The sequence below is a fragment of the Alteromonas sp. I10 genome (assembly GCF_003201515.1).
Lineage (GTDB): Bacteria > Pseudomonadota > Gammaproteobacteria > Enterobacterales > Alteromonadaceae > Alteromonas > Alteromonas macleodii.
The window spans coordinates 50856-63792 of record NZ_QJJN01000002.1 but is presented as its reverse complement, the minus strand read 5'-3'; the positions used below and the strand labels follow the sequence as shown (position 1 = coordinate 63792).

Sequence of the window (12937 nt, the reverse complement as noted above, 5' to 3'; positions counted from 1 at the left end):
TGTTTAGCTTTTAATATTTCGGGGAACTTGGTCACTTTGAAGCGTTTCATTTACGCCATAATTTTGTCTTACTACAAGGCTTATGTGTGAATAAAACGCCAGCCCAAATAAGTCACAAGGCCAGCGGCAAATGTCGCTTTTTTAGCTGAGGGAAAGACCATGCACCGTATCTTGATAATTGACGACCACCCTATTTTTCGTCACGCAATGATTACTATCTTAGGGAAAAAGTTTCCCGACTCAGAAACCCTCGAAGCCAATTCAATTTCTGAAGCGTTAACGTTACTAGAGCAAGACGCAAAGTTCGACTTAATCATGCTTGATTTAAATATGCCGGAAACCTGTGGCCTAAACGGACTTTTAGAAATTCGAAACCAACACCCTAACGTACCTGTAGTGATTATTTCCGCTGAAACGGAAAAGCAAAATATACTGCAAACCATTTCTTATGGTGCCGTTGGCTTTATTTCAAAAAGCAGCAAGATTGAAGAAATCGCCACATCTATCGAGAGTATTTTTGAAGGGAACGTGTGTTTACCATCAGAGATATTGAGAACGCCGTCTACCAGAACACGCATGACCAATGACAACGGTATTTCGCCGGAGCAAATTCGTTCATTAACACGAAAAGAGCTGACCGTACTGAAATATCTAACTCAAGGGTTAGCCAATAAAGTTATTGCCTACGAGCTTAATATTTCTGAAACCACGGTTAAGTCTCACGTCTCATCTATTCTTAAAAAATTAGGCGCCAGCAACCGAGTAAAGGTTGTGGCCAGTGCCGCGAATATCGACTTTAACCAATACGTCTTTAATTAAGACCTGTTGCTCTTTGCTATGCACCGAAGATTAACAGGCCCCATGGTCCTATACTTTTAGCCATTCAAGCTTGAGACTAGCGCCGCCTTAAGCACCGAGGAGTTAACAGGTTTGTGCAGCAGCTGAATGTCGGTGCCTTCAAGTTCATTCGCTAACGCTTTTGAGTGATTAGCGGTGCAAATCATAATGGGCATTGAAGGCGCGATTTTTCTTACGCGTTTCGCAATGTCTAAACCGGTTTCTTCTTCATCTAGGTGGTAATCGACAATAAGCATGTCGCACTCGTCAAAGCTGCCATTATTTACGGCACTGCATTGTTCAAAACCTGAGAAGGTGTCTACTTCCATGTCCCAGTTTGCGAACAACGTTTGCATAGCAATGCGCATATTCGCATCGTTATCAATGTGCCATATATGCTTATCCAAAACGTAATCTGGTAACGATGGCTCCAAAGTATAAAGATAGTCTTGTTCCTGACTCGTATCACACACTTCGGTAATAGGAATGGTCACCGTGAAACATGCGCCTACGCCCTCTTTCGAGCGCACTCGAATATCGTGCTCTAGCAACTTACTCATTTTATCTACAATGTATAATCCCAGACCCAAACTGTAAGAGTAGTTAAAATCGTTTTCTAATCTGGAAAACTCTTTAAAAATAACTTTCTGATCGTCTTCGCTTATACCCACACCTTGATCATAGATGCTAATTTCTAGGTTCTCATTCACCTTTCGTGCTGCCAGTAACACCTTGCCGTTGGCACCGTATTTCATTGCATTTATTAATAAATTTCGCAGTATTCGAGAAAGTAAGTTCACGTCTGTCACCACGAAGGCTTCTTTCAAGCGATAGCGAAAATCTACACTGTAGTCTTTACTGATATGCGTAAACTCTTCGGCTAGCTGCATAAGTAACGGCAATACATTTTCTTGCTGCTTATCGGGCTGTAACACCCCAGCGTCCAGTTTGGATGTTTCAATAAGCGTGCGAATAAGGCCATGTAAATCAGACAGTGAATTATCGAGGGCGGTAACAATGGGGCTGGATGAACTATCCACTTGATCTTTCAATGTTTCGTTGAATAAGATGGCAGCGCTAAGGGGCTGCATAAGATCGTGGCTAATAGCAGCCAAAAATTTGCTCTTTGAATCAATCGCTTCTTGAAGGGCGATGTTGGCGTGATTGAGTTCACGGGTACGCTTTTCTACATTCGATTCTAATTGGTCTTTAGCCGCTTTAAGCTGGAGTTGGCTTTCTACCTGCTGCGACACGTCTGTCGCCAAGACAAAGTGCCCGGTGATATCGCCGGATTCATTGAAATGAGGCAAATAAACTTTCTGTAAAAAGCCAACGTCGCCATGAGCATTTTTTTCTTTGCTTTGAAAGCTCACCACTTCGCCTTGGTTAACACGGCGCAAGTACTGAATAAGATTAGGGTAAACCTCTTTCAGATGGCTTCTATCCATAGGCATATCATTAATGTCTTGCTCACTAACGCCATACCAATCGCGATAACCTTTATTGGTGTATTGAAACTTTTTATCGGTACCAATGTAAGCAATAAGCGCCGGTACATTATCGGTTATCATGCGGATCCAGCTTTCGTTTTGCTTCAGCGTTTCCGCGTAGTGATGCTGCGATGTAACATTGGTGAACGTGCACAGCGTATTGCCGTCGGGCAGTGTAGTGATGTTGCGTTCAACCACCAGTTGCTCGTGGATAATCTGTGTACTTGGCCCCACCGGGTTTAAGTTGAGCCCGCTCCAGTGACGGTTATTTTGAAGGGCATAAATATTCTTACTGTTTACCAGTACGTGCTGGGGCACGTTTGACTGGGTCAAAAACGTGTTATTCCAAAACGCAATGCCACCTTCTTTATCAATGAGCAATATTCCAACATCAATATTATCGATAAGGCTTTGCAACAGCTTGTTTTTCTCTTTAATGACTTGCTCGTAACGATTCGATTCAAGCAGTTTTACTTCAGTGATGTCGTTAAACAGAATAACGTTCCCGCCTTCTTGCGTGGGTCGATTGGTCAGCTGATACCATCGCCGGTTCGACAACTGATAGATCATCCTGCCTTCGACATCAGCGGGCAGGGCGCGGCGAATAACCCCGGAATGCTTGGCAGCTTGGGTGATATCGTAATAGTTATCGCCAATTTTAGGGGTAATGGAAAGGTCATCCCAAACAGTTTCAAAGTGCCGATTAAAGAAGATGATCCCGCCCAGTCTATCTAGCAACACCATCGCCTGATTAGTGCTTTCAATGGCGTCGTGTAAACGCTGTTTAACCTGATGGGTTTCTTCGTGCGCCCGCACCAGTTCGGCGTTTGACTGCTCCAGCTTTTGCAGTACTGACTGCAGTTCTTCGGTTTTCTGACTCACTTTTTCAGAAAGTTGAACCGAATGTTCGAAGGCGCGGTAGCTATGATGATTAAAACCACCCTCTTCCATGCGATACATCAGCGCTGCGTTTATTTTTTCAAGCTTTTCGTTTTCACGCCGTTGCTCGTAAAGGGCCTTTTGGAGCGCTTCCACGTCGGTAAATTGATTATTGGGCTGCAAAATACACCCCCGTAAACGTTTGGTTCAAGTGAACCGAGTGAATATGCTCGCCATAGGCATTGAAGCCCGCGACATTGTACCTTTGCTGTAGCCGTCTTATTTCGTGGTCGTTTTTGCCCTGTTGAATTTCGAGCCTTCGCAAAAAGCAATCGCAAGCATAGACAAATTCGGGCTCGCCAAGCTGAGCGCGCAGCTTGTCTAGTTTACTTTCTAATGCTTCAATGCAGTCACCCAGCTGAACAAATGTAAGAATAATGCCAATATCTACCGCGCAGTAGAAGGTAATGGCGTTAGTGGCCAAATCTACTTTTTGAATAGAGCGGATGAAATATTTGCCCCCTACCATCACTGCAAGGGGAAACATGGAAAACACATCCGGCGTTAAGTCTTCAGCTTTCATTCCCAATAAACTGGCGTAATACTGCGCAGCAGGTTCACCGTTTATTTCATACACGGTTCGCGACTCAGGATCGGCGTGGGTGACCACCAGCTTCGATACGGGAGAGTTAATGTGATCAATGGAGAATACGGTGAAGGGCTTTCCCGTGCCAACAAGCAGCAGTACTGCTGCGTCTCGATGAAATTCACCGTTGTAAAACACATAGGTGGCTTCAAGCTTTAAATCGTCGCCAGCGCTACCGCCTAAGTGTGGAATATTGCCAAATGCGGTCGCAAAGGTTTCTAGAAAATGTTCCTCATGGCGGGTAAGTCCATCGAGCACAGAAATAACGAAGTGCTGCTCTGTATCGTAACGACGCTCCCTTCCCTGTAAGGCTCGGCGCAAACCACTGGCAATATCGTGGGCTTCATCAAAGTTTACTTCGCCTAAATTAGGCACCAATGCTGTGGCAATAGAAAATTCGTTTTTCAAAAACGCGACGGCCAAAAGTTTTTCTGTTCCGTACCCATTTTTATTAAACTCTCCAGCACTGGTGCAGCCAACAATATTCACGTGCGGAAAACGTGCGGAGATTTCCTTTGCTACGGTGTCTAAGTCAAACAGCGTGCTGGTATGAAAGAGTAATAGCTCTATTTCATCGCACTTAACGTTGGCTAAAATCTCATTGGCCACATCACGGCAGGCTTCTTTAGCACCGTATAAACTAGAATGGTTGTCATCGTTAACCTTGCTATTAGCAGGTTGACTAAGTGCGGACAGGATTGAGGTTTTTGACACGCGTTGGCACCTTTTTCTTTTTATATTTATCGATTTTGCACAAGTCAGGGTTATCTAACGTAACCACACACTCAAGGCACTGAATACATTCAGCATAGTCAATGCTGCCGTCTTGTTCTATAGCATCAATACCACATTTCTTTTGTTTGCACAGCTGACACGGATTACCACAGGCATCTTTACGTGTAAGCAATTTAACTAAAGGGAAACGCCCCAAAATGGCAAGCCCCGCTCCCAACGGACATAAATAGCGGCAGTACACTTTATGAATTTTTAAACTAAGTAGCAGTAATAAAACCGAATACAGAACAAAAGGCCAATATCGAACAAAGTGTAGGGTTATGGACGTTTTAAACGGCTCTATCTCAGCGAGCTTCTCCGCAAGGTTTAGCGAATAGAATGAGCACGCGACTAGGCCTATAAGCAATACATATTTAATTTTTTGCGCCCGTTTGTGGTGCTGTGGCTTAATTCTAATTTGTTTTATCCTGAGCTTTTCGGCCAGTATTCCCATCATTTCCTGGAGTGCTCCGAAGGGGCAAAGCCAGCCGCAAAATAGTCCCCGCCCAACGATAAACAACGAGACAAATACAAAGCTCCACAAAATAAAAATGACCGGGTCGAGAAGATATACCTCTAAGGAAAATCCGTCGACAATATCCAGTAGCAGCGTGTATATGTTGACAACAGACAGTTGCCCTTGAGCGTAAAAGCCAATAAAAAACAGCACGAACACAAGGGAAAATGCCCGCACTGTATGCACAAACTTGGTGTAAGGCGTTAGCCTTTGCTGGAATGCAAAAAACAACGACAGCGCTACAAGATAAACAACGGTGATGCTTATCGTTAAGGTTCTGTCCCTCCAAATTTTCTGCCACAACGGAATGGGCTTCGCTAACTGAGCCTCAGGATTTTCCATAAATAGTTCACTAGGCAGTGTCACTTTCAAAGGGAACAGATGCTCATCTTGTTCGAAGAAACTCGGCTTAAACGGCACACTAATCGCTATTTCCATTTCTTGGTCAAGTGACAGCCCACCTTTCGATTTTACTCGAAGTACTTTGATATCGTTGTAGTCGGGCAATGCTTGTGAAAATGCTGGGTCATAGAAGCTATAAAAATCGATATCGCGGATAGCCGTGGGAAAACCGCCTTGAGATACCCGTAAATGCTCAGGTGTGGTTTGGGGAATAAACTCATCGCTGATAAAACTGAACCCTTTCGTATTCAGTACCATCAGTGCCATTTCACCCGGATTTAGATTTTCCTGTAACCGAGCAAATTCCTCTTCATCCAGCAGGTTTCTCCCCACAACAGGAAGACTTAAAAACGCATAGTAGTGTTCGGCAATGATGTCACCATCAAGAGCAAACTCGCTTTGAATATCGTCAACCGCCCGAACCACTTCTCTCGAAAGCCCTTCGGTATTTTTCTGAGTAATCTGGTGCTTTTGAATGTAGCCCTTGTCCACCAATTCGCTAAAAGTAAGAGGTTCGTAAAAGTCTGGATTGATAATATTGTTGCTAGGCGCAACAAAGCCATCGAGCTTAGCTCTGGCAACGGCTAATGCAGATGTCACGATGGTATCGTTGATAACCAGCACCGATACGGTGGCTTTCGTAACCCCATCAAAGTAGGTAGCGTCTTTGCCTACATTGCTTTTACCACCAATGATAAAACGTTCTTTGACACTGTGCCCTTGATATTGAGCAACGAAATCAAACATGGATTTCTCGCCAAGCCCGTGCAAAAAAATCGGCTCGCTATGCTGCTTGACGAAAAGATCGACCACATTGCCTTGTGTGTCTAGCCCAATCACCACATTAACCGGTTTGCCTGAAAAGCCTATGAAGTCGACAAAGTCATTCGACTCAAAAACATATCCGAGTAGTTGCTGAAGCTGATAGACCGGGGTTACCTTGATGTCAGTGTGCATCTCCCCCACGCGTGTAGCGTTGGGAAATATTTTGTAAATGTCTTGTGGAATGTCTGTCGCGTCAGACTGCGCCAACACATTGGTGCTGAGAAACAGCAAGAAAATGATTGAGGAAAATGCGATGCGCATAAAAGTAGCGGGCGGCGGTAGGCGCCGCCCTCAGGTTTACTTAGAAGAAACCAAGTGGGTTGATGTCGTAGCTTACCAATAGATTTTTTGTCTGCTGGTAGTGATCTAGCATCATCTTGTGGGTTTCGCGGCCAATGCCCGATTTCTTGTAGCCGCCAAACGCAGCGTGAGCTGGATACAAGTGATAACAGTTCGTCCACACGCGACCTGCTTCAATCGCTCGACCCACGCGGAATGCTACATTCGCATCGCGGCTCCATACACCAGCGCCAAGTCCGAAGCTTGTATTATTGGCAATCTCAATCGCCTCTTCTTCGGTTTTGAAGGTTTGAACAGCGATTACCGGACCAAAAATCTCTTCCTGGAACACACGCATGTGGTTTTCACCCTTCAAGATAGTCGGCTGAATGTAGTAGCCTCCATCAAAGCCAGGTAGCTGCTCTTTCTCACCACCAGTGACAACCTGAGCCCCTTCTGACTTACCGATATCGATGTATTTAAGGATCTTTTCGAACTGCTCGTTAGATGCCTGTGCGCCTACCATGGTGTCTGTGTCTAGTGGGTTACCACGTTTGATCTTCTGAATTTTTTCCAACACTTTTTCCATGAATGCATCATAGATGTCTTCGTGAATAATCGCTCGAGAAGGACACGTACATACTTCACCTTGGTTGAAGTATCCAAGCACTAAACCTTCCGCACACTTATCAATAAATTCAGGCTCGTGATTCATGATATCTGGGAAGAATAAGTTTGGCGACTTGCCGCCAAGCTCAACGGTAGATGGAATAAGGTTTTCAGCAGCACAGCGAAGGATATGTCCGCCAACAGGTGTAGAGCCAGTAAACGCAATTTTTGCGATTCTTGTGCTTGTTGCAAGAGCCTGTCCGGCTTCTGCCCCGAACCCGTTAACGATGTTTAGTACACCCGGTGGTAGTAGGTCTTGGATTAGTTCGGCGAACAATAAGATAGATACTGGCGTTTGTTCTGCTGGCTTTAGCACCACTACGTTACCGGTAACAAGTGCTGGCGCAAGTTTCCATGCAGCCATAAGTAGCGGGAAGTTCCATGGAATGATTTGCCCAACTACACCATAAGGTTCGTGGAAGTGATACGCCACCGTGTTTTTATCAATTTCACCGATGGTGCCTTCTTGGCTTCGAATACAGCCTGCGTAATAACGGAAGTGGTCTGCGCACAGCGGAATGTCTGCATTAAGCGTTTCGCGAACGGCTTTACCATTGTCCCATGTTTCCGCAACGGCAAGTAGCTCTAGGCTTTCTTCAATGCGATCGGCTATTTTCAGAAGAATGTTAGAACGCTCAGCTACTGACGTATCTGCCCAGCCCTTTTTCGCAGCGTGAGCGGCATCTAACGCAAGCTCAATGTCTTCAGATGTTGAGCGTGGGATTTGTGCGATGTCGCTGCCGTCTACTGGAGATGTTGCGGTGAAGTACTCACCTTTAACCGGTGCTACCCATTCGCCATTGATAAAATTACCGTAGCTTTCTTTGAAGCTTACGACCGAACCTTCACTACCTGGCTTTGCATAAATCATAAGAAGTACCTTTTGATAACTTTGCGCGTACCACGCGCACTAACTTGGTTTGTTGTGTAGTGTGATAATGGTACTTTTACGTTGTACCTACCATGATGCGATAGACCGATTTGACTCCTACTTTAGGAGGGGAAACCTATGGCTACTTCTCACTCTTCTCGACAAAAGACACCGATTGAGACGCTGAAAGCTCTGCATCACCGATATAACCGTGTTTAGCCGCAATGGCTGAAAACTGGGAGGGCACCGCGTCGAGCTTTCGCTTAATGACTGTGAGCGCGTTAGAGACAGTCTTAGCCGATAGTCCCAACTCATCAGCAATATCGAAGCGGGATTTATTCATTGCTATCGCAATAAATATTTCGAACTCACGTTTTGTTAATTTGGCAGCAATGTCCACATTGGTATCGAGAAGTTGATTGGCTAAATTTACCGCCAGGCCTCGCTCAATATACTTTTGCCCTTTTGCGACGACCTTAATTGCCGAGATCAATATTTCAGGCGAACTACTTTTACAGATGTACCCCATAGCACCGGTCTGCATGGCGCGGTGCAATATGACGCTGTCTTCGAACATACTGAAAAAGATAATTTTTAAATCTGGATGTCGCTTCAAAAAAATCTTGGCTAAAACAAGGCCACTTTCATTTGAAAGGTTTATGTCTAGGATTAAGATCTCAATGTCACTACTGGCTAATAAACGATGGGTTTGCGCGCCGTTTTCAGCATCAAAAATACGGCAGTCGGGCATCATCGCATTGAGTAAAGCTTTGTATCCTTCACGCACCACAGCGTGGTCGTCGACAATTAGAATATTCATGCGACGTTAGCGCCCATAAGAGGAGGCATTTTTTTAAGGGTAAGGGACAGCGATACAGCAACGCCGCCATCATCGGGTGACGTTACACTGCAATTTGCTCCTATACAACGCGCTCGGCTGCGCATTGAAGACATGCCAATATTTTCTACAATGTGGTTCCCTAATCCCCGACCGTTGTCTTTGACCATCACAGAAACACGGTGAGTATCGCCATAAATTTGAATGCTAACCTTGGTGGCCTTCGCATGCTTAATCACGTTGTTAATGGCTTCTTGAGCAAATCGGTAAAGATGAATATCTCGCTCATTATCTTCTTGATAGCGCTTTAGATTAATAGACACGTCCCACTGCGTATCGGGCTGTGCTACTTCTTGTTCGTACACCAGTCGCTCAAGCGACGACTGAAGAGAGACTCTATCTAAAACAAGCGGGTGTAGGTGAGCAGTGAGTTTTCTAATTGCATCGCTTATTTGATGTGACATCACTTGAACTTTCTGTGCCGATAGTTCAACAACAGATCGCTCTTTTGCGTTAACCAAAATATAAGCGTGGGCTTTTATCGTGGTCAGCAACTGCCCCACATTATCGTGAAGCTCTCTGGCAAGGTAATTACGCTCTTGCTCTTGAAGAAGCGCTAATTGCTTATCTATTTTTATGAGCTGCTTTTCTTTTGATTTAAGTGCATTTTGCAGATGCTTAAATTGGTCTAATACCCTGTTCATTTCGGTGATATCTGAATGTGCCAGGGGCTGTGATTCCTTGCCTTCTCGTAGCTCAGATAACGCGTCAGCGAGCTGATTTAGCGGCACTAACCTTTGCTTAACCGCCACTTTTAACGTAAACAGCAACAGGACAAAGGTTGCGAAAAACAGTCCCGCCACCAAGGCAAAAAAAGTGAGATTCTGGGTGAGTTCAGTAGCATCAAAAGGCGTAACAATAAGATACTGATTTTCCTGAATTGGGATGATTACAGGTGTGAGTGCAGTACGTTCGGTTGTCGGCATCACTGAGGTCTGCTCTGCCTGAAGGCGCCCCGTGAAATAATGGGCGGATAAGTGAGGGCTAGGCTCTACAATCGCTTCGATATCAGCAACAGGGATATTAAGGTTGACCATTTCTCGCACTTGATTAAGCGCGCCCGTCATCTCTTCCTCAATGTTATCTTGTATGTGGAAGTAGACCAGACAGGTAAAAACCAAAAAGCAGCCAATGAATACGGCCACTATAGCTGTAGATATTTTCGTAAAACCTGACATAACCGCCCCTGCAAGCCTTTTATTACAGGGTTATGCTATACAGGCTACGTTAAAAAGCACATCCTGCAATAGGGGCGAATTCATCCTACCAAGGTAGGATGAATTCTGTTTTGAGCGATGTTTTATTTGGTAAGAACTTAGACAGTCTACACTTATCGGTAAGCCTGTTTCTCTGTGCTACTAGCTTCCCAGTCGACTGCTGAATTGGCCTACTGCATCAACGACTTCTTTCGCACCGTCTTGAATTTGTTCGATAACTTCACCCGCCTCTTTGGCGTAGTTGAGCCCTGATTGCGCCTTTTCATCACCTTCATTAACCAAATTTACTGCGTCGGTGGCCAATGTCTGGTTGTGTTTAACCACATTGATGATTTCTTCTGTGGCTTCGGTTGTACGCGATGCTAACTGACGCACCTCGTCAGCAACTACAGCGAAACCTCGCCCTTGATCGCCAGCACGTGCCGCCTCAATCGCAGCATTTAGAGCAAGCAAGTTGGTTTGTTCGGCAATAGCACTGATACTTCCGATAATAGTGGCAATTTGTTGAGACTGAGCGTCCAACGCATTAATTCCCTCTTTTGCCCTATCCATTTGCTGCGACAGCGAAGACATTTCAGAAAGCAGTTCGCTAATGACTTCCTTTCCTCGTGTGGCGATTTGATCCGTTGTGTTTGAAGAACGGTAGGCGATATCAGCAGCACTGGACACGGCATTTTCTCGTGCCACTTGCTCAGTAATATCAGTAGCCAGCTTAACCACTTTATACATACGACCGTGAGAATCACAAATCGGGTTATAGGTGGCTTCCAGCCAAATAGTGTTGCCGTGAGCGTCGAAGCGTTCGAATCTTCCTGCTACAAACTCGCCTTGAGCGAGTCGCTCCCAAAACGTTTTATATTCGCGGGAATTCGCATACTCAGTGTCACAGAAAATTCTATGATGCTGACCTTTAATATCGTTAAGGCTGTACTTAACGGTTTTTAAGAAAGCTTCGTTTGCGTCTTGAATATTGCCGTTTAAATCGAATTCAATCGCTGCATTTGACTTATGTAGTGCGGCCACCAAATCTTCGTGTTCTTTCGAGTTGGCTATAGTGCGCGTGAGGTCGTTGAGGTTAACTGAGAATTTGTGAATATTCCCTTTTCCGTCAAAAATAGGTTCAACTACGCCCCTTAACCACGCTTCTTCACCATTTTCACGAAGAAACTCAATCGCCCCCCAGTAATGAACACGCTGCTCGATAGAATCTTTCAGTTTTTTAAAGTGAGGCGTGTTTCTGGCAATCTCGGGAACAAATTCAAAGAAACGATGCCCTTTCACTTGAGAGAGTGAGTAACCTAGCTCTTTCTCGAACATCTCGTTGACGGCTTCAATTTCACCACGCTCATTAAGATTCAGAAAGATCATTTCTTCGCGCAAGCCATCTCGCACTTGCTTGAGTATATGTAGCTCCTCGCGAAGCGCTTCGTTTTCTTTCACTAAGTGTTTATTGAACATAGGGCCTTCCCTGACAGAGAATTACAGTAATATGCCGTTTATCGGCAGTAACTAACCTTGCCTTAACGATAATTTGATTAATCTACACAAGGTTTAGCAAACGGTTCGCTAGACAATGTCTTTTTAACTAGGACGTGTCGGCCTAATTTATTAAAGCCTAGACCACATTCAGCCACTTGTATTAATGCGTGGCGAGTTTTTCGACGCTGCTACGCTATTTTTTACATATTTACCCTGCAAAAGACAGTAGATAAACGTCTAATTTTTTAGTCGAGAAATTTTGAATGGTATTGCGTAACTTTATCTGTAAGCCATTTTGTAAATACCTGAAAGCGTGCCTGAGAATGAGTCTCTTTGTGTGTGGCCAGCCAGAATGTACGCTTAATATGAATCTCGTTTTCAATGAGTCGAACTAAGCCTGGCTGAGTTTCAGCCATAAATTTAGGTAAAATGCCTACCCCTGCGCCATTTACAAGCATTTGATATTGCGCATTAATACTGGTGCTGCGAAGCGCACTCAATTGTGACAAAGCAGTCTCTTCAATGAACTTTAATTGAGGCGCATACACCAAATCGGGCACGTAACTCACTAAATTGAAGGCGGTGAGCTCTTGTAATGTTCGTGGTTCGTTGTCGCTGATAAGGGACTGGTGGGTATAAAGATAGAGGTTATAGTCAGTTAATTTTTGTGTAACCAGCAAGCCTTTACTGGGCTTTTCTAACAAGATAGCCATATCGGCTTCTCGTTTGTTCAGGTTTAAAAAGCCGCTGGTTGCCACAAGCTCAATACTGATCCCCGGATACTGCTTTTTAAAATCGGGTAGTAAAGGCGCTAAAAACCAGCTACCGAAACCTTCAGAAACACTCACTCTGATCGTACCTGCCAAATGCGAGCGTTCATCACCTAATTCATTTTGTGCCTCTAGAAAGTAATGCTCTGCTTTTTCAATATACGTAACTAGCTCACTGCCATGGGTGGTAAGCACATACCCCTTTTTAGTTAGCTCGAACAACTTGCAATTTAATGAGTCCTCCAGTTTTTTTACACGACGAATTAATGTCGTAGGGTCTACCTTCAAGCCTTTAGCTGCAATAGCTACACGACCATTTCTTGCCAAACCAAGAAACAAACGCATGTCGTCCCAATTCACTTAAACACCTGCATTTTTACAGCA

At 44.6% G+C, this 12937-nt stretch carries 9 protein-coding genes; 1 reads left to right on the top strand and 8 read right to left on the bottom strand.

Annotated elements, in window-relative coordinates:
* The first annotated feature begins 159 nt into the window (after positions 1 to 159).
* Complete coding sequence (locus BZA03_RS04675; protein ID WP_014950680.1) at positions 160 to 819, top strand: response regulator transcription factor; 660 nt, start codon at positions 160 to 162, stop codon at positions 817 to 819.
* Positions 820 to 875: 56 nt separating this feature from the next.
* On the opposite strand, the gene BZA03_RS04670 is transcribed toward BZA03_RS04675, so the two are convergent.
* From BZA03_RS04670 to BZA03_RS04635, 8 genes are all read right to left on the bottom strand, one after another.
* Entirely contained in the window at positions 876 to 3389 is a 2514-nt protein-coding gene (locus BZA03_RS04670) for an ATP-binding protein (protein WP_014977373.1), read from the bottom strand.
* Entirely contained in the window at positions 3376 to 4566 is a 1191-nt protein-coding gene (nosP, locus tag BZA03_RS04665) for a nitric oxide-sensing protein NosP (RefSeq protein WP_014980253.1), read from the bottom strand. The genes BZA03_RS04670 and nosP overlap by 14 nt, the downstream gene beginning before the upstream one ends.
* Positions 4535 to 6631 carry a 4Fe-4S binding protein gene (locus BZA03_RS04660; protein ID WP_110288108.1) on the bottom strand — a complete coding sequence of 699 codons (2097 nt, stop codon included), beginning with the start codon at positions 6629 to 6631 and terminating at the stop codon, positions 4535 to 4537. The genes nosP and BZA03_RS04660 overlap by 32 nt, the downstream gene beginning before the upstream one ends.
* Before the next feature lie 40 nt (positions 6632 to 6671).
* Positions 6672 to 8189, bottom strand: coding sequence for an aldehyde dehydrogenase family protein (locus tag BZA03_RS04655; protein WP_110288107.1), 1518 nt, complete (start codon positions 8187 to 8189; stop codon positions 6672 to 6674).
* 142 nt (positions 8190 to 8331) lie between these two features.
* Positions 8332 to 9009, bottom strand: coding sequence for a response regulator transcription factor (locus BZA03_RS04650; RefSeq protein ID WP_110288106.1), 678 nt, complete (start codon positions 9007 to 9009; stop codon positions 8332 to 8334).
* Entirely contained in the window at positions 9006 to 10265 is a 1260-nt protein-coding gene (locus BZA03_RS04645) for a sensor histidine kinase (protein WP_101565832.1), read from the bottom strand. Before BZA03_RS04645 ends, BZA03_RS04650 begins: the two co-directional genes overlap by 4 nt.
* A gap of 180 nt (positions 10266 to 10445) precedes the next feature.
* Complete coding sequence (locus tag BZA03_RS04640; RefSeq protein WP_110288105.1) at positions 10446 to 11762, bottom strand: PAS domain-containing methyl-accepting chemotaxis protein; 1317 nt, start codon at positions 11760 to 11762, stop codon at positions 10446 to 10448.
* Positions 11763 to 12028: 266 nt separating this feature from the next.
* On the bottom strand, positions 12029 to 12913 hold the full coding sequence (locus BZA03_RS04635) for a LysR family transcriptional regulator (protein ID WP_014950688.1): 885 nt from the start codon (positions 12911 to 12913) through the stop codon (positions 12029 to 12031).
* Between the last annotated feature and the right edge of the window lie 24 nt (positions 12914 to 12937).

What these genes read in the sequence shown, in the direction of transcription:
- BZA03_RS04675 (WP_014950680.1), top strand. Translation starts at nt 160, where the DNA reads ATGCACCGTATCTTGATAATTGACGACCACCCTATTTTTCGTCACGCA.
- BZA03_RS04660 (WP_110288108.1), bottom strand. Translation starts at nt 6,631, where the DNA reads ATGCGCATCGCATTTTCCTCAATCATTTTCTTGCTGTTTCTCAGCACC.
- BZA03_RS04655 (WP_110288107.1), bottom strand. Translation starts at nt 8,189, where the DNA reads ATGATTTATGCAAAGCCAGGTAGTGAAGGTTCGGTCGTAAGCTTCAAA.
- BZA03_RS04650 (WP_110288106.1), bottom strand. Translation starts at nt 9,009, where the DNA reads ATGAATATTCTAATTGTCGACGACCACGCTGTGGTGCGTGAAGGATAC.
- BZA03_RS04645 (WP_101565832.1), bottom strand. Translation starts at nt 10,265, where the DNA reads ATGTCAGGTTTTACGAAAATATCTACAGCTATAGTGGCCGTATTCATT.
- BZA03_RS04640 (WP_110288105.1), bottom strand. Translation starts at nt 11,762, where the DNA reads ATGTTCAATAAACACTTAGTGAAAGAAAACGAAGCGCTTCGCGAGGAG.